Source organism: Nocardia sp. NPDC003963 (assembly GCF_053605105.1).
This window is the reverse complement of sequence record NZ_JBSGIP010000013.1, coordinates 1-25,680: the sequence shown is the minus strand read 5'-3', so window position 1 is coordinate 25,680 and position 25,680 is coordinate 1. Positions and strand designations below refer to the sequence as shown.

At 70.0% G+C, this 25,680-nt stretch carries 9 protein-coding genes; all 9 read right to left on the bottom strand.

The genetic code is table 11. From position 1 onward, the window contains the following. Positions 1-55: 55 nt before the first annotated feature. On the bottom strand, positions 56-1,369 hold the full coding sequence (locus ACWEWT_RS21275; protein ID WP_452561303.1) for a beta-ketoacyl [acyl carrier protein] synthase domain-containing protein: 1,314 nt from the start codon (positions 1,367-1,369) through the stop codon (positions 56-58). 14 nt (positions 1,370-1,383) lie between these two features. Continuing rightward, positions 1,384-2,139 (bottom strand): thioesterase II family protein, encoded by a 756-nt coding sequence (locus ACWEWT_RS21270; RefSeq protein WP_452561301.1) that lies wholly within the window; start codon positions 2,137-2,139, stop codon positions 1,384-1,386. Positions 2,140-2,272: 133 nt separating this feature from the next. Further along, positions 2,273-6,877: an amino acid adenylation domain-containing protein gene (locus ACWEWT_RS21265; protein ID WP_452561299.1), complete on the bottom strand. Its 4,605-nt coding sequence runs from the start codon at positions 6,875-6,877 to the stop codon at positions 2,273-2,275. Further along, a complete protein-coding gene (locus tag ACWEWT_RS21260) occupies positions 6,874-12,945 on the bottom strand; it encodes an amino acid adenylation domain-containing protein (protein ID WP_452561297.1) in 6,072 nt (2,023 codons plus the stop codon). Before ACWEWT_RS21260 ends, ACWEWT_RS21265 begins: the two co-directional genes overlap by 4 nt. A gap of 2 nt (positions 12,946-12,947) precedes the next feature. Continuing rightward, the gene (locus ACWEWT_RS21255; protein WP_452561295.1) at positions 12,948-16,382 is read right to left on the bottom strand and encodes an amino acid adenylation domain-containing protein; all 3,435 of its coding nucleotides are present in this window, start codon (positions 16,380-16,382) and stop codon (positions 12,948-12,950) included. Positions 16,383-16,590: 208 nt separating this feature from the next. Next, on the bottom strand, positions 16,591-18,330 hold the full coding sequence (locus ACWEWT_RS21250; protein ID WP_452561293.1) for a condensation domain-containing protein: 1,740 nt from the start codon (positions 18,328-18,330) through the stop codon (positions 16,591-16,593). 140 nt (positions 18,331-18,470) lie between these two features. After that, positions 18,471-22,952: an amino acid adenylation domain-containing protein gene (locus ACWEWT_RS21245; protein ID WP_452561292.1), complete on the bottom strand. Its 4,482-nt coding sequence runs from the start codon at positions 22,950-22,952 to the stop codon at positions 18,471-18,473. Positions 22,953-23,025: 73 nt separating this feature from the next. Beyond that, positions 23,026-23,967, bottom strand: coding sequence for a methionyl-tRNA formyltransferase (locus ACWEWT_RS21240; protein WP_452561291.1), 942 nt, complete (start codon positions 23,965-23,967; stop codon positions 23,026-23,028). Between the two features lie 76 nt (positions 23,968-24,043). Then, positions 24,044-25,333 (bottom strand): SidA/IucD/PvdA family monooxygenase, encoded by a 1,290-nt coding sequence (locus tag ACWEWT_RS21235; protein ID WP_452561290.1) that lies wholly within the window; start codon positions 25,331-25,333, stop codon positions 24,044-24,046. Between the last annotated feature and the right edge of the window lie 347 nt (positions 25,334-25,680).

The following is a 25,680-nucleotide window of genomic DNA, read 5'->3' as shown; positions in this document are numbered from 1 at the left end:
ATCCGGCGTATCCGCCGACAACAGGACCGGAACGGACCCATCGGGCATCCGATGGCTAGACATCGGCGTTCTCCTCACTGGCAGGCATCGCGATGATCGCGTGGGCATTGGCGCCGGCGGCACCGAACGACGAGATGGCGCCGTAGCGGTATCCGTCCACCGGTTTCCACTCGGTGAGTTCGGTGGCCAGCCGTACGCCGGTGCTGTCCCAATCCACGCGGGTCGTCGGCGTATCGGCGTACAGGGTCGGTGGTATCTGCCCGTGCAGTCCGGACAGCAGCAGTTTGGTCAGGCCGAGCATCCCGGCCGCGGCCTGGGCGTGGCCGGTATTGGCCTTCACCGAACCGAGCCGGGCCGGCGAACCCGCCGCGCCGTAGGTGTTCTGCAACGCGCGGATCTCGACCGGGTCGCCGGCCCGGGTGGCGGTGCCGTGGCCCTCGATCATGCCGACTGTCGCGGGATCGATACCCGCGGTGGCGATCGTCTTGCGGATCACTCGTTCCTGCGCGTCGGTCCGAGGTACCAGGATCGGTTTGCCCGCGCCGTTGTGATTGTGATGGGAGGCCAGGATCCGGCCGTAGATCCGGTGCCCGAGCCGCCGGGCCCGCGATTCCGGTTCCAGCACCACCACGCCCACACCCTCGCCCCATAGCGTCCCGGAGGCGTCGTCGGCGTAGGAACGGCAGTGTCCGTCGTCGGAAAGGGCGTTCAACCTGGAGAATTCGTAGAAGGCGCCGGGCGAGCCCATCACACTCACCGCACCTGCCACGGCCCAGTCGCATTCCCCGGCCCGGACGGCCGCCGCCGCGAGATGGATGGCCGTCAGCGACGACGCGCACGCGGAATCGATGTTCACCGACGGCCCGACCAGCCCGAGGCTGTGCGAAACCCGGCCGGACATACCGAAGGTGCTGAAGCCGATGATCCGATGGCCCGAGTACTCGTGCACCGCGGACCCGCGCGGTCCGTACTCCATCGGCGAGGCACCGAGGAAGACGCCGGCATCCTCACCCGCGAGCTCCCCGGGATTCATACCGGCGTTCTCCAGCGCGCGCCACACATTGCGCAACATCACCCGCTGCTGGGGATCGGCCGCGACGGCGTCGCGTTTGCCGAGACCGAAGACCGCGCGATCGAATTCGGCCGCGGCAGGGAGGAATCCACCGGCGTCGCTGACCCGTTTCCAGCCCTCGTGCCGGTGCACCGAGAGCAGATCGTCGACATCCCAGCCGCGGTCGCGCGGGAACGGGCCGATGAGCTCCCGGGATTCCACCAGCGCGTCCCACAGTGCGCGGGGTTCTTCGATACCGCCGGGAGCCTCCACGGCCATACCGGCGATGACGATATGGTCGAGGGATTCCTGGGCCATCACTGATCCTCGTGTCATGCGTTCGATCCGGAGCGTGCGCTTTCGGCGACCAGTCCCGCGAGGTCGGCGATATGGTCGTTGAGGTAGAAGTGGCCGCCGTCGAACACTGTGACCTCGACGTCGTCGCTGTGCCGGCGCCAGCCGTTGAGATCGGCGAGGCTGACGATCGGGTCACTGTCCCCGCCGATCGCGTGGATCCGGGTGGCGATCTTCACCTCCGGATCGCAGCGGTAGGCGTCGGAAGCCAGGTGATCGGCCTTGATCGCCGGTAACGCCAGCCGCATCAGCTCACGGCTGGCGAGCACATCGGAGCCGGTTCCCTCCAGCCTCGCCAGATGGTCGAGCAGTTCGTCGTCGTCGGTGGGGGCCGGTTCGCGATACGCGCCGCGGCAGGGCGCGACCGCCGCGGAGACCACGGCCTGGTTCACCGGCAGGCCCGCCGCCTCGGCGAGCTGTACGAACTCGAAGGAGACCAGCGAGCCCATACTGTGCCCGAAGGTGACGAACGGCCGTCCACCGTGCACCGCCGCGGCCCGGAACTCCGCGAAGGCGCCGCCGGCGATATCGACCAACGAGGTGAGCGCCGGTTCGTTCGCCCGGTCCTGGCGGCCGGGGTACTGGAAGACGAAAACATCGAAATCCGCGCTGAATGCCTTGGAGAGCGCCCGGTAGGCCGACGCGCCCGACCCCGCGTGCGGAAAGATCAGCAACGGCAGCGGGTCGGCCGCCCTCGCTCTGTGGAACTTCCGGATCCACCCTGGACTCTGCATACGATCACTCCGCTCTGGTGCTGTGTCGAAACGACCGGGATATCCCGGTCCGGTGCCCGTTCGGCAGCGCCGGGGCCGGCGGTATACGCGACCCTCCGCTGCGGGGCTCGACGACGAATGGGTACACGGGGTCTCACGACTCCCGCGCGATGTGGTCCGCGGGCAGCGGTGCCAGCGCCGCGACGGCCCGGCTCCACAACCGGGCCAGCCGGTCGACCTCGGAACCGGCGAAGGGGCCGTCGCTCCACCGCCAGCGGGTCATCAGCCGCGGCCCCTCCGAACCGGTTTCGACGGCGGCGATGAGACTCAGCGCATAGCGCACCGGCAGATCGGGTTCGGTATCGACCGGCAACGCGGCCGTCAGCCCGGGATCGGTGACCATCGACCAATCCCCCTCGCGATAACCGCCGAGATCCAACCGTCCGAGATAGTTGAACTCGACCTGTGGATCCGCGGAATCGACCAGTTCGGGAATGCCCGCGATCTCGCGCAACAGCCCGAAATCCAAGCCCTGCTCGGGTATTTCGCGCATCCGCGCGGCCACCGAATCCAGCAGTTCCCGGGCGGCCCCCGGTTCGGTCTCGGCCCGGTCCACATCCACCGCGTCCGCACCCGCACCCAGCCGGACCGGGTACACATCGGAGAACCAGCCGACGGTCGCGGAGGTATCGCAACCGGCCACGATATCGGGCCGCCCATGGCTTTCCATGGCGATCAGGGCACCGGCGCGCGGATCGTGGCCGCGTTCCCGCCGCCACGACGCCAGCGTCGCGGTCAGCGCGGCGAGCAGCAGATCACGGATGCCGTCGGGCCCGGCTCCGGCCGCCAGGATCCGGGCGGTGGTCGCCGCCGAGGCCGGAACCTCGGTGAACCGCAGGGACGACCAGGTATCGCTCGCCCGTACCGCGCGAGCGCCCAATACGGGGTCCGGGGCCTGGACCTGCGCCACCCAGTAGTCGCGTTGTGCGAGCACCTCCGGTCGCCCGGCGCGCTCCCACAGCAGCTGCGACCACCGCCGGTACGAGGTGTGCTCCCCCGGGACTTCCGGTGCCCGGCCCGCCGCGACCTGCTCCCACGCCTGGGCGAGATCCGCGACGAGAATGCTCCACGACACCACATCCACCGCCAGGTGGTGGACGGCCAGCAGCAGCAGGTCGCCGCGGGGCATACCGCGGAAACGTACTGCGCGCACCAGTTGCCCGCCGACCGGATCGAGCTCGTCGAGCGCCGCGCGCGCCGCGCCGCGGATCACCCGCGCGACCTCGGGTTCGGTGCCGCCGGGTCCGAGCTCGAGATCGGCCAGCACAGCCGCCGCGGCCACAGTGCCCGGCTCCCGGGTGACCAGCCGCGGCCCGTCCGCGGTCTCGGACAGGACCGCCCGCAGCGTGTCGTGCCCGTCCAGGACGGCCTGCAGTACCGACTCCAGCTCGACGCGGGTCATACCGTCCGGGATGGCCAGCAGTACACCCTGCGCGAGCCGCCGGTAGTGCGGTTGCGCGTACATCCACGACACGATCGGCAGTGGCGGTACCGGTCCGTGATCGGATTCCGCCGATTCCGCCGATTCCGCCGTACCCGCGTCCACGGCGGCGGCCAGATCACGAATGGTCGGCGCGGTCACCACCATTCGGGGTGTCACCGCCAGACCACGCCGCCGGGCCCGGTTCACCAGCGAGATCGCGACGATACTGTCCATGCCGAGGCCGAAGAAATCCTCGTCGACACCCGGTGCGCCGCCGTCGAACACCTCCGCGAGTACCGCGCTCAGCGCATATTCGGTCGGGGTGGCCGGCGCCGCCGCCCCGTCGCGATGCTGCGCGCGCAGCAGCTCTCCGGCACGGTCCGACAGTGCGCGGACGTCGAGTTTGCCGTTCGAGGTGACCGGCAGTTCCGCCAGCACCGCGAGCCGCCCGGGAACCATATAGGCAGGCAGCACTTCGGCCAGCAGGGTGCGCAGTCGTGCCGGATCCACCGCGGTACCGGGCACCGGTACCAGAAATCCCACCAGTCCCGCACCGTCGCCCCGGCGGTGCACGATCGCGGCGGCGGCGGCGATACCGGGCAGATCGCGCAACGCGGTCTCCACCTCACCGATCTCGATCCGATAGCCGCGAATCTTCACCTGGTCGTCGGCGCGTCCCAGATATTCGAGCCCACCCCGCGGGCGGTACCGGACCAGGTCGCCGGTGCGGTACATCCGTTCTCCGGCGCGCACCGGATCGGCGACGAAGCGTCCGGCCGTGGCCGCCGGACGCCCGATATAGCCGCGCGCGACCTGCGGGCCCGACAGGTACAGCTCCCCCACTGCCCCGATCGCGAGCGGGCGCAACCGCGAATCCAGCACGTAGGCCGACATTCCGGCGGTCGGCAGGCCGATGGTGGGCGAATCCGGATCCGGATCGCCGGGCCGCGGCACGGTCACATTCGCGACCACGGCCTCGACGGTCGTCTCGGTCGGCCCGTAGCAGTTGTGCACGGCGATACCGGTCAGCGCGCGCAGCCGTGCCCAGAGGTGCGCGTCGATGGCTTCGCCACCGAGCGCGAGAACCGTGAGCTGCCCGTCCGGTAATCCGGTGGCCTCCAGCTGGCGGAACATCGACGGCGTCGTATCGATCATGTCGATACCGGACCGGGTCAGCCCCGCGACCAGCCCGGCGGCGTCGCGCATCGTCTCCTCGCCGAACACCTGCACGCTGTGCCCGTCGAGCAGTCCGATCATGGGCTGCCAGGAGGCATCGAAACTCAGTGACCAGGCGTGCGCGATCCGCAGCGGCCGGCCCAGTGCGCGGACCGCCGGCCGGTACACCCGCTCCCGGTGGTCGGCGAAATAGCCGACCAGCGCGCGATGGGTACCGACGACACCTTTCGGTTCACCCGTGGAACCCGAGGTGAAGATGAGGTAGGCGCGGTGATCGGGGTGGCGGCGCACCGGAGGCGCCTCCGCCGGATGACGCTCGATCCGGCCGGCGACCGCCGGATCGTCGAGGTCCAGTGCGGCCGGTCCGTCCGGATCCGCCGCGTATCCCGCGGCCGTGAGCAGCAGTCGTGGCCGGGACCGGCGGAGAATGGATTCGATCCGCGCCGGCGGCAGCGTGATATCGACGGGTACATAGGCGGCACCTGCCGCGAACACCGCCAGCACCGCCACGATCGACCGGGCACCGCGCGGCAGGCACAGCGCGACCACATCTTCCGGCCCGACTCCCGCGGCGACGAGTTCCCGGGCCAGCCGGGTCGACCGGTCGTACAGCTGCCGATAGGTCAGCCCGGCGGTATCCGCGGTGGCGTCGGCGAGCGCGACCGCGTCCGGTGTCGCGGTGACCTGCCGTTCGAACAGATCGAATACCGTGGCCGCCGCGTCCGTTTCCGGCAGTGCCGGTACGGCGGCGGCACCCAGCAGCCGGGCGACCTCGGCGGCGGAGTGGACCTCGACAGCGCCGGTGGGGGTCCCGGCGGCGCCGGGCAGGCTACGCAGGACGGTGAGCATCATGGATCCGATATCGTCCGGCCGGTACGGCAGCGCGCCCGGTACGGCCTCCACCGCGACCAGCAGTTCGTCCTCGTGGACATGCGCGACCACCGTCAGCGGATAGTGGGTGAGGTTCTTCGACAGCACCGGTTCGAACGAGACACCGCCGGCTCCGATATCCGCGCCGAGCCCGTCCAGCGGCGCGTTCTGGAACACGAACATCGTGTCGAACAGCGCACTGTGCCCGGCGGCGAGCTGGACCGACGAGAGGCTCAGATAGCCGATCTCGCGCATCGCGCTGGATTCACGTTGCAGCCGAGCGCAACTCGCCGCCACGGATTCGGCGGGGTCGAGCCGGAAGGCGACCGGCACGGTGTTGATGAACAGGCCGATCATCCGGTCCACGCCCGCGATCTGATCCGGGCGTCCGGTGACCACCGTGCCGTAGACGGTATCCGCGCGGTCGGTGAGCCTGGACAACACCACCGTCCAGGCGAATTGCACCGCCGTGTTCAGGGTGAGCCCGTGCTCCCGCGCCCAATTACGCAGCGTCCGCGTCTCTTCCACGGTCAAGCCGACTCGGGTGATCTCGGGCGGTACCGGATCGGCGGTACCGCCGAGGCTCAGCGCCGCCCCGCCCTCGGCGACCATCAGCGGACCGCTCAGCGGCTCCAGATATCGGACCCACTGCTGCCGCACCAGATCCGTATCCCGTCCGGCCAGCCAGCCGATGTAATCCCGGTAGGGCCGCACCGGCGGCAGCACTTCCGGCGCGGCACCCGCCGCGTACAGCACCCGCAGTTCGGCGAAGAACAAGCCGAGCGACCAGCCGTCCAGCAGGATGTGGTGCGCGGTGACGATCAGCCGGTGCCGCCCGCTACCGTCCGCGGCGGGAGGCAGTGTCACCAGCGCCGCCCGCAGCGCCGGGCCCTCACGCAGATCGAACGGCCGCCGGGTCTCGGCCTCGGTGACCGCGTCCACCTCGGCGTCGGTGGCGGTCAGTTCGGTCCACGGCAGATCGATCGCGGTGGGGATGATCTGCACCGGTTTCGGCAGATCCTCGTCCCAGAACACCGCACGCAGGTTCGGATGCCGGACCAGCAGCGCCTCGAGGCTGCGGCGCAGTACGGCGATATCGAGTGGGCCCGCGATATCGACCGCGAACGGGATGGCGTACACATCGTGTCCCGCGGCGGTCAGCTGGGCCAGGGTGAACAGCCCCTCCTGCAGCGGACTCAGCGCCAGGACGTCCTCGATCTCGGCGTTCACTGCCACATCCTCCGCATCACCAGCAGTCCTTCGTCTTCGTCGGTGAGGATCGGTGCCGCACCGATCGGGTCGTCCGGATGTTCCGCGACGGCGCGCAGGGTGTTGTAGAAGGCGGTGCGCACGATGCGCGCGTCATCGGGTTCGAAGGAGTCCGCGGCGTAGAAGAGGACGGCTTCGACCCGATCACTGAGCAGGAGCGAATTCGCCGGGAAGATCATGAGCAGCAACGCGTTGTCGGTGGCGCCGCCGGCGTCGAAGGATACGAGTTCCAGGCCCGCGTCACCGAGCAGATCCGCCAGTTCCCGGCGCCGCGCCGGATACGACTCGAGTACGAACATGCTGTCGAAGAGTTTGCGGGCCCCGGCGGCCCGGATCGCCGAGGTCAGCGGGTACTGCTGATACTCCATGAGTTCGACCCGCCGCGACTGTGCCCCGACGAGCGCTTCGCGCCAGGTCCGCTCCCGGCGGATCGGTACGACGGCGGGCACGATATTGGCGAAACAGCCGATGGCCTCGTTCACCCCGTCGAGATCGGCCGGGCGGCCCGAGACCGACTCCCCGAAAACCGGGGCCGGCGAACCGGTCACGTAGCGCAACGCGTTGGCCCAGGCGAGCTGGCACACCACACCGAAGGTGGTGCCGAGTTCGGTCGCCAGCGCCGTCAGCGGCCGCACCAGATCGTCCTCGATCGCGAATTCGACCGCGACCGGCTGTGCCGATCCGCCGGGTGCGCGCCCCGGCGCGACCAGGCACGGTTCGATACCGTCCAGCACCTCGCCCCACGCCGTCTCGGTGGCCCGCGCACCGGCACGGACCGAGCCCAGGAAGCGGGCGAAAGCGTCCGGATCGGCGAGAGGTTCGGCCCCTGGCATGGCGAACTCGGCGAATATCTCCTGGGTGAGCAGCTGCCCGGACCACCCGTCCAGCAGCAGATGATGCATGGTCAGCACGATCATGTGCCGGGATTCGGGCAGCCGCGCCACGGTGACCCGGAACATCGGGCCCCGGGCGAGATCGAACTGTTCGGCCTGATCGGACCGGAACAACTCCGCGAGCCGGGCCGCGGGATCCGGATCGGTGGCGAAATCGAGTTCGCGTACCGGGATATCGATATGCGGCGCCACGATGCCGTACGGCGTGCCCGCATGCGATACCGACACTGTGATGCGCAGATTCGGGTAGCGGTTCAGCACCGTGTCATAGGCGGCGGCCAGCCGTGCGATATCGAGGTCACCGCGGACCCCGATCAGGGTCTGCACGTTGTAGAGGTCGGCGGAACCGGCGCTGAGGGCAGTGAAGAACAGCCCGGACTGCATGGGCGCCAGCGGGTACACGTCCTCGTAGGATCCGTAGTTGCCGTGCCAGCGGTCCAGATCGAGCTGGGTCACATCGTCGGCGAGTACATCGCTGGGAGTCAGCCGGCGGCCCGGGTTCTCGCGCACCGTGGCGGCCAGTTCGCGCAGCGCGCCGAGCCACCGGTCGGCGAGTTCGCCGGCTTCGGCCGCGGTCAGTACGCCCTCGGCGTAACGCCACGAGGCGCGCAACACCGGTTCGCCCGCAGCGTCGACCAGTATCGCCGTCTCGACAGCGAGCAGTGTGCCCGCCGGCCGAGCGGGTTCGGAATATCCACCCGGGAAGCCGGATTCCGCCGCGATACCGCCGACTTCGGTCGCGCCGCCGACGATGAATCGGCCCAGGTACCCGAACCTCAACTGTGATGCGGATTCCGGCAGGCCGGCGGCGCCGGAACCGCGCAGCAGACCGTAGCCGATACCGGAACCGGGAACGGCGCGCAGCTGCTCCTTGACCGCCTTGACCGCGGCGACCGTATCCGGTTCGCCCGATCCGGCCGCGATATCCAGTACCAGCGGATACGCGCTCGCGAAGGCTCCGACGGTACCGGCGAGTTCGGCTCCGGCGAACAACTCGACGGCCCGGCCGTGCCCTTCTACGGTGAGCGATACCGTGGCGGCGTCCCGGTCGCGGGCGCGCCGGTAGCGGTGCACGGCCACGGCCAGCGCGGCGATCTGGATATCCCCGAAATCGCAACCGAAGGCCCCGGTCACGGTATCGGCCAGGAACGCGGTGTCGCCGCCGAGTTCGGCGGTGATCTCGGCGGTACCGGTATCCGTCACCGGGTCGAGTTCCCGCGTACCCAGCAGCGGGTCCGGGCCGGTGGCCGCGGTCTGCCAGTAGGCGAGTTCTCCGGCCACCGCATCGGTCCCGGAGTATCTGTCCAGGTTCGTATTCCAGGTTCGTACCGAGGTGCCCGCGACCGTCTCCGACGGTGCACCGGCCCACCACCGGCGTAGCTCGTCGTGCAGGATCGGCCACGACGCCGCGTCGGCCACCAGCCGGTGGATCACCAGTAGCAGCCGCCCGGTCGCGGTATCCGGTGTCCGCACCCAGACCGCGCCCACTACGGCACCGGCCGCCGGGTCCAGACCGTCCGCGAGGAGCCGCGCCTGTTCGGTGAGTACTTCCGCGACTCGATCCCATTGCCCGGAAGGCAGTTCCACTTCGGCGACACCCGGGAGACCGGTGTCCTCGTCCGGGCCGGGTACGTAGTACGCGAGCCGGCCGTCGGGAGCGGTGCCGATCCGGGCCCGCAGCAGCGGATGCCGATCGGTCAGCGCGCGGATCGCCGTGGCGAGTTGCCGCGCGGTGGTCGCGGCCGGGGTCACCAGTGCGGTCGCCCGGCTGTGGGTGCGATAGGCGGCGGCGGGCAGCCGGGTGAGTTCGCGCGCGGCCGGGCCGAGCGGGATCCAGCCGGTAGCGCCGGAGTCCGGCAGCACCGGGGCGGCGGTGACGACCGATTCGGTGACGGCAGCGATCGCGGCGACGGTACGAGCCGCGAACAGAGCGCTGGTGGTGATGGCCAGATCCCGCTTCTTCAGGGCCGACACCAAGCGGATCGCGCTGATGGAGTCGCCACCCAGGGCGAGGAAATCGTCATCGGCCGCCAGCACCGTCGCGGCGGGAATCTCCAGGACCGACCGGATGGCCTCGGCCACCGCGCGTTCGGTGTCGTCGCGCAGGGCCCGGCCCCGGCCTGCCGCGCGGCCCAGGCCGGGTAGCGGCAGGGCCTTGCGATCGAGTTTCCCGTTGGCGGTCAGCGGCAGCCGCTCCAGCCGGACCAGCGCCGCCGGGATCATGTAGTCGGGTAGCCGTTCGGCCAGCCGGGCCCTGATCCGCGTAGCGTTCTCGGCCTCGCTCTCGGTGACGAACGCCGAACCCGCTTCGGGCACGTAGTAGGCGGCCAATACCGTATCGGCGTCCTTCGCCACCGCGATCGCCGCGGCGGCCGCGATACCGGGTACCTGTTTCAGCACCGAGCCGATCTCACCGAGTTCGACGCGATGGCCGCGGATCTTCACCTGATCGTCGGCCCGGCCCAGGTATTCCAGGCGCCCACGGGAATTCCACCGCGCGATATCGCCGGTGCGGTACATCCGCGCACCGGGTTCGTCCAGGAACGGGCAGGCCACGAAGGTCGCCGCCGAAGTGCCGGGGCGGCGGTGGTAACCCTGCGCCAGCTGGACTCCCGCGAGGTAGAGCTCTCCGGCGACCCCGGCGGGTACCCGCCGCAGCTGCTCGTCCAGGACGAACACCGAGGAATTCGCCTCGGGGATCCCGATGAGCGCGGGCCCCTGTTCCGGTGCGCCGGCGAAATCCTCGTGGGTGATGTCCATGGCGGCTTCGGTCGGCCCGTACAGGCCCAGTACCGTCCCACCGAACATCCGGCTCGATTCGGCGACCAGCGCCGGCGGTACCGCCTCCCCGCCGAGGTAGACGAACCGCATCGACCGGAAACAGTCCGGATCGGGCCCGGAGTCCAGGAGCGCGCGCACCACACTGGGCACCAGGGAGATCTGGGTTATCCGATACCGGGCGATGATCCCGGTCAGCGCCTCCACATCCGCCTGCCACCAGTCCGGTGGCGGCAGAACGGTCGCCGAACCGGTACACAGCGCGTTGACCAGCTCGAATACCGAGACGTCGAATCCGATGGGCGCCTTCTGCAGAATCCGTTCGGTACCGAAGCCGAAATGGTCGCGCATCCACTGCACATGATTGGCCGCGGCGCGATGACCGACCACGACGCCCTTGGGCCGCCCGGTGGTGCCGGAGGTGTAGAGCAGGTAGGCGGCATCGAGTGGATGCACCGGCCGGACCGGTTCCACCGGCGGCAGCTCCCGTGCCCGCGCCAATGCCCCGGTGACTGCGGCGTCGGCCAGGTCGAGCACCGGGATATCCGCGGCAGCCGGTAGCGCGCTCTCACCGGATACGGATCGCACCAGCAGTGCCGGAGCGGCGTCGTCGAGCAGGAACGCGATCCGGTCGGCCGGGTAGCTCGGATCGATCGGCGTGTACACCGCCCCGGCGCGCAGCACCGCGGCGAAGATCACCGGCAGCAGCTCGCTGCGTTCGGCGAAGACACCGACCCGGTCGCCCGGGCCGACGCCGTGCTCGGCCAGCAGCCGGGCCAGCGCCGCCACCCGCGTACCGAATTCGACGTAGGTCAGCTCGATATCACCGAATACGACGGCCACTCGTTCGGGATGGTTCGCCGTGGCGTCCCGGATCATGCCGTCGAGGGTGTCGCGCTGGATCGGCACCCGGGGCCCGGCCGACCAGGTGGCGAGTTTCTCGGCGTCGGCTTCGGAGAGCACCAGCAGCCGGTCGAGCGGGGTGGCCGACGCGGCGTGCGCCAGGATGCGATCGAGGTACTCGTGCAACCGGTCGACGGTGGCGGCGTCGAAGAGATCGGTGCGATAGGTGATCTGCACCTCCACCCGGTCGGCGTGCGCGAACGCCTCGACTGCCAGCGGCAGCAGGGACGCGCCGTGGTCGGCCAGCCGCCAGCTCGTGGTCGCACCCGGCAGTTCGGGACCGCCGAACTGCTGCTGGACGAACAGCACCAGTACGTCGAACAGTTGCGAACCGATGTTCCCCGTGGCCCGATTGACGGCCCGGACTATCGCCTCCTGTGGGAAGTGCTTGTGCGCGAAGACCGCATTGGTGACGTCCCCGGCATACCGGACCAGATCCGCGAAGGTCACGGCCGATCCGCCGGTGAGCCGCAACGGCAACATATTGATCAGGTTGCCGATCAGGTCCTCGGTTCCCGATTCCTCACGATTGGCCACCGCGGTCCCGACCACCATGTCCCGGGTACCGGTGATCCGCCGCAGCGACAGATAGCAGGCGGCCAGGAAAACCTGTAGCGGAGTGGCCCGCAACTGCTCGCCGAGCTTGCGCAGGGTCGTCTCGGCGGCGGCACTCAGCAGCCGGTCCGACCGCATACCCCGCTCGGTGACGACGCTCGGCCGCCGGTCGTAGGGCAGTGCGAGTTCGGGCAGCTCACCGTCGAACCGTCCGGCCCAGAATTCGTCATCTGCGGTGTGGTCGGCGCGCGCGTAGCGATCCTGCTCCCACTCCGCGAAATCGGCGATCTGCCGGTGCGGCTGTTCGACCCGGATGTCACCGGCCAGCGCCTGCCGATAGAACCGCTGCACATCACCTGACAGCGCCGGCAGGGACATCCCGTCCCAGGCGATGTGCTGGATGACCACGACCACGACCACCGTCTCGGCGTCCAGGCGGGCGAAAGTGAGCCGCAGCGAGGAGTCCGCGGACAGGTCGAAGCGCGTCCGCGCGGCGGCGGTCACGAGTTCGTCGACGCGCAGGCACGCCGTGGCGGTGTCCGCACCGGTGAGGTCGACGTCGGTGATCCGGGGTGCGAGTGCGGGGTGTATCCGCTGGTAGGGATCGCCGGATTCGTCCACGTGGTAGGTGGTGCGCAAGACCTCGTGCCGCTGCGTCAGTGCCACGAATGCCTGCCGGAGCGCGGTATCGCGTACCTCGCCACGGAAGGTCATGACCTGGCACACGTTGTAGGCGGTGCTGTCCGGATCGATCTGCTGATGCGCCCAGACGAACCGCTGCCCGAACGAGAGCGGGGCCCGTCCGGGATCGCGCCGGGCCGGGACCTCGGGCGCGGCGGTCAGGCCTTCCTCGGCCAGCCGCGTCCGCATCAGTTCCGCGAGTTCATCCAATGTCGGCATGATCAGGCGACCTCCACGCCCTCGGAGGTGCCGACCGCGGCGACCTCCAGCAGAATGCGTGCCACCCGCGCCAGCCGCCCGGAGGTATCCGCGGCCCCCAACGCCGCGGCGATCCCCCGCACAGTGCGCGCCTCCAGCACCACGGCGACCCCGAAATCGGTGACCGCGAGCAGACTGCGGACCTTGGCGGTGAGCGTCGTCGCCAGAATCGAATTACCACCCGCGTCGAAGAAATCGGTTTCCACGCCGAGCCGCGGCAGGCCCAACACCTGGGCCGCGATATAGGCGAGAGCCGCTTCGATATCGCCGTCGGGTTCGGTGTAACCGGCCGCGGCGGCGGTATCGTCCACCGCGAACAGCGCGCCGACGGCGCCGCGATCGGATTTGCCGTTGGCGGTCAGCGGCATCTCGTCCAGGATCCGGACGGATTCGGGAATCATCTGCGCGGGCAGTAGTTCCCGGAGCCGAGCGACCGGGTCGGCCGGGGTGGTACCCGGTACGGCGACCGCGGCCGCCACCAACCGGCCGGACCCGGTGACCAGTGCGACCGCCGTACGGATACCCGGCAGGGTCGCGAGTGCCGATTCCACCTCACCGAGTTCGACCCGGTAGCCCCGGATCTTGACCTGATGGTCGGCCCGGCCGAGGAAATCCACCGTGCCGCCGGGCAGGTACCGAGCCAGATCCCCAGTGCGATACCAGCGTTTTCCGTCGTGGCCGACGAACCGGTCGGCGGTGCGTCCGGGATCGCCGCGATAACCGTCGGCCACGCTCAGCCCGCCGATCCACAGCTCGCCCGGCACCCAGTCCGGGCAGTCCTCGCCGCGTTCGTTCACCACCCGCAGCGCCACATTCGCCAGCGGCGCACCGTAGGGGACCGTGGCCCAGCCCGCCGGGAATCCGGCGGTGACCTCGTAGACCGTGGAGTGGATCGCGGTTTCGGTGGTTCCGCCGAGACCGGCGAAACGCAGGCCCGGCACCCGGGCGCGCAGCCGGTGCCCGAGTTCGGCCGGTACCCGGTCGCCACCGGTGATCACCAGGCGTACCGAGGCCAGCTGGGCCGCGGTGGCGGTATCGGCCAGCATCGCGACCAGACCCGGCGCGCAGTTCACCACGGTGACCCCGTGCCGCTCGATCAGTTCACTCCATGCCAGGGCGTCCCGTTCGGCGCCCTCGTCGACACAGATCACGGCGCCGCCGAGCGCGAGCGGGGCGAAGATATCGAAAACGGACAGATCGAATTCGAGCGAGGACAATGCGATCGTCCGATCGCCGGAGCCGAGCCCGAAGTGCGCGCCGATGGCGTCGAGGGTGTTCGCCGCGGCGCGATGTCCCACCTCCACGCCCTTCGGCTCACCGGTGGATCCGGAGGTGAACAGCACGTAGGCCACCGCGCCGGCGTCTACGCGGGGCCGCTGCGCGAGCGGCGCGCCGGATAACGCCTGTTCCAGCGGCAGCGCGGTCACCTCGTCCGGTAGCCCGGTCACACCGTCCACCAACGCGATCCGGGCACCACCGCGCCGCAGGATCCGCTCCCGTCGCGCCGCCGGTTGCCCGATCCCGATCGGCAGGTAGGTGGCGCCGGCCGCCAGCACGCCCAGTACCGCGGGAATCTGCCGGTGTCCCTTGGGCACGATCACCGCGACGGTAGCGCCGGGCCGCACTCCGGCCGCGTACAGCGCAGCGGCCACAGCCGATGCCTGCCCGGCCAGTTCGCCGTAGGTCAGCGACCCGGAATGCCAGCCGACCGCGATCCGGTCCGGATCCCGCTCCGCCCGGGCGAAGAACGCGTCGTGCAGGGTCCGCTCGCCGAAGTCGGCGGCAGTCTCGCCGGCCGCCGCTCGTACCGCGCGCTGCGCCTCCGGGAGCGTGATCGCCAGGGGCGCCGACCAATCGGCGTCCGGCTCGACCAGGGTGCCCAGGATCAGGCGGAACTGCTCGAACATCGACGCCGCGACGCCCTCGGGCAGTGCGTCGCGCCGGATGTCCCAGTTCACCAGCAGTCCGCCGCCCACCTCCGCGACCTGCGCGTCCAGATCGACCTGCGGCCCCTGGGACAGGATCCACACCGGTTCCCCGAAGATCCGGGTGACCCGCTCGGAGAAGAGCTCCCCGAGATCGAGTCCCGAGGTGAAGACCACCGACGGGGTGACCGGGGCACCGCGCAACCGGCCGAGGTCGCGCAGGACGTCCAGCCCTTCGTACTGTGCGTGCGCGGCACCGGTGTGCAGGGCGTGCTGCAGCCGTTTCGCCCGGGCCGTCATCGATTCGGGCCGGGTGGCGTCGATATCCACCAGGACCGAATTGGTGAAATCACCGACCACCGAGTCGATCTCGTCGTGCAGTGGTTCCCGCGCGAACAGCGGGATATTGAGCAGGAAGCGCTGCCGGGCCGACCAGCGTGCGATCACCTCGGCGAAAACGGTCGCCAGCGCCACCGCCGGGGTGATCCCGTTGCTGTAGGCGTGGCGCTGTAGCCGTGCCCTGGTATCGGCGTCGAACCAGTGGTGCAGCCGGACGCTGCGGGTCGGATCGGGGCGCTCGGTCTCCGGGATCACCGGTAGTGCCGGGATATCCGGCAGCTCGCCCAACTGCCGGGCCCACCATTCCCGGTCGGCGGAATTGTCCGCGGCGGTGCGTTCCTTGTCGGCGAGGTAGTCGCGGAAGGTGTAGCCGATGGGCGCGAGGCTGTCGGCGTCGGTTTCGTAGAGATGTGCCAGATCGTCGAGGATCCGGCGATAGCTCTGCGCGTCCGCGGCGAGCATGTCCACGTCCAGGTGCAGCCGGTGCCGCCCGCCGGGCAGGAGGCTGAGGGCGATATCGATCACCCGGCCGTGTTCGACCTCCATCCGCTGGTGGCTCTTGTCCTCACGCAACCGCTCCAATTCGGCGTCCGGATCGGCGTACCCGGTCAGGTCGGCCGTTTCGAGGGTTCGCGGCGATACCGGCAGGACCCGCTGGGTGCCGCTGTCCAGGAATTGCGCACGCAGTTGATCGTGGCGGGCGACGAGCCGGGACACCGCGCGTTCCAGCCGGTCCGCCCGCACCCCGTGACCGTCGAATTCGACGTACAGGTGCGCGGCGACCCCGCCGAGCCGCTGGTCTCCCCGCCGGCCCATCCAATAGGCGTGCTGCATGGTCGCCAGGCCGAATTCGGCGCCCGGGTCCGCGGATTCGGTGGTGGCCGGTTCCGCGACCGGCCCCGCGGGCCTTACCGCGCCCGCGGCCAGCAGCCGGGTCCACGCGGTGACGGTCGGCGCCAGCGCCAGCTCCGAGCTCCGGACCTCGAAGCCCCGTTTACGCCAGGTCGCGGACAGCTTCATGAGCTGCATCGAATGCATACCCAGACCGACGAGATCGTCGTCGTAGCCCATCGACTCGGGCGGTACGCCGATGGCTGCCGCCACCATGTCGCGTACCTCGGATTTGTCGAGCATCCCACTCCTCAACCGCAAGAACTTGTCCACAGAATAAGGCAAGCCTTGCCTAACTTCAACGGAGTTGCCCACCACTGGGGACCCTCCGGATCGTCACCTGCCGATCGGTCGGAAAGCCCTGCTCACTCAGCGTGGAACAGGACTCGGACCGATCCGGTCGGGCCGCCCGGCCGCCGGTGCGGCGCCCGCGCGAAATACCCGCGCACGCTCAGCGAGCGCCGAACTTCTTTCCCAGCGCACTCAACGTCGCGGCGTCCAGACCAGAGGCGCCCATCGGGGAAACCGCGGGCGCCCGATCGGCCGCCGGGCCGGCACCCGCACCTGTTTCGTCCTGCTCGAGTTGCCGGGCCAGATCGTGCACGGCCGGATGCCCGAAAACGGTCTGGACATCGAGCGTGTACCCCTGCTCGGCGAGATCGGTGACCATGCGCAGCGCGGCGATACTGTCCCCACCGAGCGAGAAGAACGTGTCCTCACGGCCCACCTCGTCGTCCTCGTCCAGGTCGAGCACGGTACGGATGGCCGTGGCGATCACCTGTTCGGCTTCCGACTGCGGCGGGCCACCCAGGCCGGAGGTCATGAACACGAATCCCGTGGCCGCCGCCGCGAACAACGCGGGCGCCGCGTCGTCGGCCCCGGCCGGAGCGCCGGGGTCGGCCGCCCACGCGGCGGCACGTTTCGCGAAACCGGCCGCGAAGGCGTCGATCTCGGGCCGGCCGGCCAGCTGGGGCGGGAAGACGATATGCACCGCGGTGGAATCGGCCGCCGGGACGATATCGAAGACGATATCCACGCCGTGGGGTCGCGCCACCTGCCGCCCGATCTCCCGGACGGACAACCCGTGCCCCTCGAGCGCGAGCGGACCGCCCGGGCGGATCTGGACCAGGGCCTGGAACAACCCACCCGCGGCCGGAACGGCATGTCCGCGCAGCAGATGGGCGAGCCGTTCGATCCGCGGACCGGCGTGCTCCCGAGCCGCCGCGACGGCCGCGGCCGCCCGGTCGATCACCTCGCGCGCGGCCGGACCGGTGGTATCCAGCCGAATCGCCAGATAGTTGGTGAAATTGCCGATCACCCGCGCGGTTTCCGCGGTGCGCGCGGGGTCGGCGAGACCGATCACGATATCGTCGCCGAGGCCCGCATCGCGCAGGGCAGCCGCGGCGAGTGCCAGGATCGGCGCGCTCTCCGTACCGGGGACCGCTGCCGAGATTGTCGCGGCGGGCAGCGCCACCGTCCGGTGCGGGAGACCGCCACCGGCGCCCACCGTGATGACGGGCGTCCGCTCGGGAGCGGCCGCGAGCCGATCGCTCCAGTAGGCCAGGGCCGGATCGTCCGCCGCGGTCGCGGCGAGATGACGCAGCTGGGCCGCGGCGTGCTCGCGATACTGTCCCGCGGCGGGCGCGGATTCGCCGGTGTAGTGGGCGAACAGGCCGGTGACGATCAGATCCAGCGCCCTGTTGTCCGCCGCGACCGGGTGCACGGCGAGGGTGAGAACATCGCGATCGGCCTGCCGATACAGCCGCAGCCGGAGCGGAATCCGCCGCACCGGATCGAACCGGTGCCCGGCGTCTCCGGCGAGCGCCGCGACCAGTGCGGCCTCGTCGGCGGTTTCCGGTCCGATCTCCAGCACCGATTCCGGTGTGGGCAGCGGCTTCTGATACGGCATCCGGCGATCGTCGGGGAACACGCTGCGCAGGATCTCGTGCTCGGCGAGTAGCGCGCGGGCCGCGCGATCCAGGGCGGCGGGGTCCAGCCCGCCGGTGATCTCGACCGCGAGAAACAGATTCGGCACCGGGGACCCGGCCGGACCAGCCGGACCGGGCGATCGCTCCGGCAGGAGCGCCGCCTGTTGCGACAGCGACAGCGGCAGCGCACGGCCCGCCCCGGCCCGCTCGGGCGCGACGGCGATTTCCTGCGTATCCGGTTGCTGCACGAGCGAATCTGGCATTGCGATCCTCAGGTCACTGATCGAATCCCCGAAGAGGCGGGAACAGCTGTTTCGACGCCTCGCCGAGATAAGTTAGCCTATCCTAAACGATGCCGGAGACGTTGTGGAGCCTTCACCGCATAATCCGGAACACATCAGGGTCAGATCGGCTCTGACCCACTGCCGACCGCCCACCGCGGACTCGCGTCACCCACCGCCACCGCCTCCGACGCCGGTACATCCGGCGTATCGACGAACGCGGCCAGCAGCCCCGCGAGCTGCCGCGCGAGCTGTTCGGCCCCGGCCGGGTCGCCCGCCGGGGCAGCCGCGCGCACAGCCACTCGCAGCGCACCGGCGGCCGTGGACCCGAACGCGAAGACCAGCCGGTGCACCGGATCGGCACCGGTCTCCAGCACCCGGACCGCGACCTCGTCCCCGAGCCAGGCCTGCGCGGGCGCCGCGTACTCGCTGAACTCGACCACCGCCCGGCACAGCTCGTACGGGGACCGCCCCGGGCGTACCGCGGTGGCGATCGTGTCGATCACCATGTCCCGGCTGCCGTAGATCCCGAGCGCGGTGGCCCGGGCGCGGTCGAGCACCGTGCGCAGGGTCGGGGCGCCCGAGAGATCGTGACGCAGCACCACAGCCGCCGACAGCGGACCGACCACCTCGGCGACCGTATCGTCGGCCCGGCCCGACAGCGGCGCCCCCAGCGCGATATCGGTCCCCGCGCCGCGCGCGTACAACAGCGCCGCCACCACGGCCTGATAGAGCATGTACTCGGAGGCGCCCACCGTTTCGGCGAGGGCCCGCAACCGGCGGCGCAGCCCGGCGGGCACCTCGAAGTACGCCGACCGGATCTCCGGCGCCACTTCCCGGTCCGGCACCGCGACCGCGGGTAGTCCGCTGAGCGTGGACCGCCACTGTTCCAGCTGGGGTCCGGCCGATTCGACGACGGCCCGCTGCCACAACGCGTAGTCGGCGTAATCGACCGCCGGTCCCGCCCACCGCGGCGGCGCACCGGTCCCGGCCCGGCTGCGATAGGCGGTGGCCAGATCGGTGAAAAGGATCCGCAGCGACCGGTCGTCGGCCACCAGCCGATCGGCGGTGAGCAGGAGCGCGTACCGGTCGGCACCGAGTACGAACAGGTGGGGCCGCACAAGAGGTCCCGATTCGCGATCCCATTCGCTCGGCGCGCCGAGCGCGGCCGCCAGCTCGGCCTCGTCCAGTTCGGTGCACGGTAGCCCGGCGGTCGTTTCCGGCAGCACCACCTGATACCGCGCGTCCCCGTCCCCGGCGAAGACGGTACGCAGAATCTCGTACCGCGCGTACACATCCGCGAAGGCAGCGGCCAGCGCCGCGCGATCCAGCGGACCGTCCAGGAGAGCCGCCGACCGTACCGCACCCGGCCCGGTGACCGCGCGCTGGTTGTAGGACAGGGGGATACGTTCGGGCCGGGGCCGGCGATCCAGTTCCGGCCGGCCCGAGCGCGCGACCGGGGTCGCGTCGATCAGGGCCGCCAGCCCCGCCACGGTCGGCTCGTCGAACAGTGCCCGGACATCGACGGTGACGCCGAATTCCGCCCGGATCAGCAGCACCAGCCGGTTCGCCAGCAGCGAATGACCACCGAGTTCGAAGAACGAATCATGCGCGCCCACACCCGCGCAGCCGAAGATCTCCCCGAACAGCGCGGCCAGCCGGGCCTCGGTGGGTGTATTCGGCGGGCGGATACGCGCGGTCCCGAAACGCTGTGGTGCGGGCAGCGCGCGTTTGTCGAGTTTGCCGTGCTCGGTCAGCGGGATCTCGTCGATCACCGCCCAGGCGGTGGGCAACATATAGTCCGGCAAGGAGCGCGCCGCGTACCCCCGGACCTCGGCCACATCCAGCTCGTTCCCGGCGGGCACGAGATAGGCGGCCAGGGCGGTGCCGGTGGCCGGATCCTGGAACGCCACCACAGCGCAGGCGGCGACACCCGGATGCGCGGACAAGGCCGCCTGCACCTCTCCCGATTCGATCCGGTATCCGCGCACCTTCACCTGTTCGTCGGCGCGACCGACGAATTCGAGCTCACCGGCGCTGTTGCGCCGCGCCAGATCGCCGGTCCGGTACATCCGCTGCCCGGCCAGACAGGGATCGGCCACGAAACGCTCGGCGGTGAGTCCGCATCGATGCAGGTAGCCGCGGGCGAGCTGCACACCACCGAGGTAGATCTCGCCGATCACCCCGTCGGGTACCAATTGCAGCCGGTCGTCGAGCAGGTAGACGTACACATTGCGGTTGGGCACGCCCACCGGGACGATCCGGGTGCCCTGGGGGCCCCGGACGGTGAGGTGGGTGGCCGAGACCACGCCCTCGGTCGGTCCGTAATGGTTGCGCAGTTCGGCGTCGAAGACCCCGGCGAACCGATCGGCCACCTCGCCGAGCAGGGCCTCGCCGCCGACCGGGACCCGGCGCAGCGCCCGCCATTCGGTCACCTCGGGCAGCATGAGGAAGGTGCTCAGCAACGAGGGGACCATATGCAGCACGGTCACGCCGTACCGGGTGATCAGCTCGGAGACATAGGGGATATCGCGCAGCGCATCGGGTTTCGGTACCACCAGGCACGCACCGAGACTCAAGGTCACGAAGATATCCAGCAGCGAAGCGTCGAAGCTCACCGACGAGGACTGCAGCAGCCGATCGTCCGCGGTCATATCCCATTCGGCGCCGAAACCGAGCAGATGATCGGCGATCGCCGCGTGCGGGACACCTACGCCTTTGGGGTTTCCCGTCGAACCCGAGGTGTAGATGACGTACGCCAGGTTGTCCGGACGTAGCGGCCGCGATCGATCGGCGTCGCCGAGATCGTGCCCGGGCAGTCCGGCGGCACTCTCCTCGGCGGCCGCCAGCTCCGCCCGGCCGAGTACCAGCCGCGGACGCGCGTCCGCGTCCATGAAGTCGATGCGCTGATCCGGATAGGAGGGATCGATGGGGAGATAGGCGGCGCCCGCCTTCAGCACGGCCAGGGCGGCCACCACGAATTCGATCGAATTCGCGATCCGCAAGGCGACGAGGTCCTCGGTGCCGATCCCCTGGCCGGCGAGTCGGCGGGCCAGCCGGTTGGCACGAATGTTCAGGTCCGCGTAGGTCAGCTCGAGATCGGGCTCCCCGTGGTCCCCCGGTGCCACCAGCGCGGTGGCACCGCCGTCGCGCGCGACCTGATCCTCGACCAGCGAAACGAGTGTCGCGGGCGCGCTGTCCACCAGTTCACCGTGCGACCGCGCGAGCAGCTCGGCCCGGCCGCGCGCCCCGAAGAGATCGAGATCGCCCAACCGGGCACGCGGATCGTCCACCGCGCTGCCGAGCAACTGGACATAGTGGTGGAGCAACTGCTCGACCAGTGCCCCGTCCAGCTGTGCCGGCCGGTGATCGGCCTCCAGCCGCGGCCGCCGTTCGTCGAGTACGACCGTGACCCGCAGCGCGACCGGCACGACCGCCGACCCGAACCGCTCCACCGTCGTGGTCACCCCGGCCGGCTCCGGGACCGCGATCGGCGGGCGCACCCCGAAACCGATCCGCGCCATCTGCTCCAGACCGTCCCGGGCCCCGGTGCGATCGGGGTTGACCGCGTGCACCACCCGGTCGATACCGATCTCCCGATGGACCATCCCCGCGGCCACCGTCCGCGCGAGAGCGCCGAGGAACTCCGCGAAGGTCGCCGCCGGCCGGGGTTCGGCCCGGACGAGCAGCGTATTGCCGAAGTACCCGATCGTGCCGGATTCGCCCGGCCCGCGCAGCCCGGCCGGGACGGCCACCAGGAAATCCTCGGTGGCCGTACAGCGATGGATCAGCGCGGCGAAGGCGGCCAGCAGTACCGCCGAATCGTCCACGTCGTACGCCGCCGCGACCGCGCGTACCCGCCCGAGCAGATCCGGCGCCAGCGGCACCGAAATATGCGCGGCGGTATCCGGACCCGATGTCCGCGCGGCCGGTCGGCCCGGTAGTTCCAGCCTGTCGGGCAGCGGTCGCAGCGCCCGGCGCCAGTACTCCATACCGGCGCTGTCCTCGCCGGCCGGACCCGCCACGCGCCGGGCCGGTGGCAGCGGCAGCGGGATTCCGTTGTATCCCGCGGTCAGCTCGGTGGCGAACACCGACGCCGATTCGTCGTCCCACGCGATCGCGTGCGCCACCAGCAGGAGCAGATACTCCCGCGGACCACGGCGGATCAGCGTGCTACGCAGTGGGGCCTCGGTGGCCGGATCGAAGGGCCGGGCCAGCTCCCGCCGGGTCAGCACCTCGACGCGGCGGCGCGCGGGATCCTCGGCCAGCGCGGACAGGTCGTGCTCCTGCCAATGGATCGGTAGATCCGTACGCACCACCTGGTACGGCTCGCCGTCCGGACCCAGCCCGTAGGTGGTGCGCAGCACAACGTGCCGTTCGACGATCGATTCCACTGCCGCGCGGAGCTTTTCGGTGTCCAACGGTCCGCACATCCGGTAGACCACCGGAATGTTCAGCGTACTGTCACCGGGATCACGGGTCTGCAGGAACCAGGCGCGACGCTGCCCGGACGACAGCGGTCGCCGCGGCGCCGCTTCCGGTCCGGGCGGGCCGGGGTCCGTGTGCCGGGCCTCGTGATTCGCGTCGTTGGCGATGATCGACATGATTCCCTTCGGCCCCTGAACTGGTTCGCTTGCCGCGGCTACCGGCCGGCGCGGGTGCGCCGGCCGGAGCGGCTCATTCCGGTGTGTCGGTCAGATACCCGCCGCGCCGGAAGTATTCGGCGCCCGGGTGCTCGGTTCCGTCCGCGGCGCGGATCCGCGTGATCAGCAGGCCGTGGTTGTCACCGCGATGGGCATCGCGACCCGACACCACGACACCGCCGTCCTCCTGCACGATGACCCGCCCCGGGGTGCCGCCGTAGCGGGCCGCGGAGACCGCCGCCTCCAGCACTTCGATCCGCTCGCCCCGATAGTGGCTGAACGCCCGCGGGTACGGTGCCGACAGTGCCCGGACGAATCGCTCCAGCTCGGTCGCGGACGAGTTCCAGTCGATGCGGCTGTCCCGATCGGAACGTTTGTGGAAGTAGGTACGGGCGGCCTTGTCCTGCGGCCGCCACTGCGCGGTGCCGGCGGCGAGGGCCTCGAGCGCTTCGTGGACCGCGCCCGGGATGAGCTCCATACCCGCGAGTACCAATTCGGTCCCGGTGGCCCGGGGCCCGATCGGCAGTGAATGCTGCACGAGGATATCGCCGGTATCGAGTTGCTCGTCCATCCGGTGCACCGTCAGACCGAACTCGGACGCGCCGCTGATCAGCGCCCACAGCACCGGGGAGAACCCGGTGAACTTCGGTAGCAGTGAATCGTGCAGGTTCAGGGTGCCGTGGGTGGGCATGTTGTAGAGCTCCGGCGGCATCCAGGTGTACCAGCTGTTCACCACGATGACGTCGGGCTCCGCGCGCTTCACCAGGTCGATGGTCGCGGTGTCGGCCCGTTCGGTCAGGTGTACCGGGATTTCGTGTTCGCGGGCGAGCTCTTCCACCGAATCCGACCAGATCCCCTTGTAGGAGTCCTCGCTGGCGGGGTGGGTGACCGCGAGCACGACCTCGTGCTCCGAGTCGATCAGCGCCTGCAGAGTCTTTCGCCCCCAGGTCTGGAACCCGAACGAGACGATACGCATGAACCAACCTCATCCTCATATAGCCGATAAAAGTAAGGCAAGCCTAGCCTAGTTTCAGATACCCGTCGGATGGGTATCAGGCCGCACTACCGGACCTCGCGGCCGAAACACCCGCGGCCACCGGCTCGGCCGGCGAATACGCCAGGATGCGGTCCGAGAGTTCGCCCAGACAGCTGAGATTCGGAAAACCCGGCCCCTGCGCGAGACCGGCGAGATTCGGCAGGTACAACTTCGCGGCCAAGCCGTCGACCGCCAGATCGTGGTCGATCGCCGCCTCGAGCCGAGCCTGGGTGAGCGGGCCCCCGACGGCCAGTTCGAGCAGATCGGCGGCTTCCTCGTCGAACAGGTCCAGGAACCACAGCGGCTGCCCGCCGGTCGCGTCCACGACCAGGTCGAAGGCGTGCGTCCGATCGGGCCGCGATTCGTTGCGCAGGGTCAGCGCGACACCGTCGCCCTGATCGGCCACCCGCACCACGCGACCCTGCAGATGGTGCACCCGGTTGTCCGCGAGCAGGGTTTCCTGCACCCGCACCGAGAACACGCCGCGGTCGGTACGCCGCACCACATCCCGGCGTTCGGCGATACTCAGCGCCCGCCATTTCGCGGGATCGCTGAAAAGCGAATTCTCGAAATAGCTCTCGCCGCGGGTATAGATCGTGGCTCCGGGCGAGATCACCGAGACGGTCAAGACATCGTGGCGGACCAGTTCGTCCATAGCCGAACCCGCGGTCTCGCCGCCGCCGATCACCGCGGCCCGCGAGGACACCGGCAACTGCCGTCGCCCGGCCAGATCCCAGAAGTCCGCGATACTGAGCACTTTCGCATGTCGCGCGAGCGCACGACGGCTGTCGCCGGGCCCGGTGATCATCAGCCGGTCGGCCGCGGCCTCGACGGTGCCGCCCTCGGCATCGGCTACCGTGACCCGCCAGCCCGCGTCTTCCGCGCGAATGGCCCGCACACTGCCGCGCAGGATCTCGACACCGGATCTACGCGCGACCCACTGCAGGTATTTCGCCCACAGATTGTGTTCCGGACTCGGGCGGCCCCGGTCGACCCATTCGGCGTAGGTACCGCGCTCGACCAGGAAAGCGGTCCAGCCGAACGCCATCATGGCCTCGTTGACCGCGTGGTTGTGTCCGCGCGCCCAGGTCGAGTGGTACGGGAAGCCGATATCCTTCTCCGGGCTCGTACCCAGCCGATGCCGGCCGTCGGTCCAGCCACCCGCGGCCAGCCAGTTCCCACCCACCGCGTTCGGTTCCACGACAGTGACTCGCGGCGCGGGCAATCCCAACTCCCGCAGCACATACGCTTTGGCCGCTACCGCCATCGCTTTCGGACCCGCACCGACGACCAGAAGTCTGTCCACTGGTTCTCCCAACTTTCCCGACAACCCCGTTGGCGTCGCGCCTCATCTGGCGTGGTGGCGATCGCGCGAAGGCACGATCCGATCCACCCGACTTCGCATAGGCTTACCTTACATGAGGCGGGTCCGCGAAACCTCGGGCAAAGTCCGGGAATTCACGAAACCGCAGGTCCGGACACCCACGGCCGTAAATGCGCAACACACCGGCCGGATAAGCCGACGGCTCCGCCGCGGGCCGGACCCGCGACGAAGCCGTAGCCGATATTCCGTTGTGCCGTGACGACGCCCGGCCGGGCCGGTGCGGTGGGGATGAATATTGTTCTCCGGGTACCGATTCCCGACGACCTTCT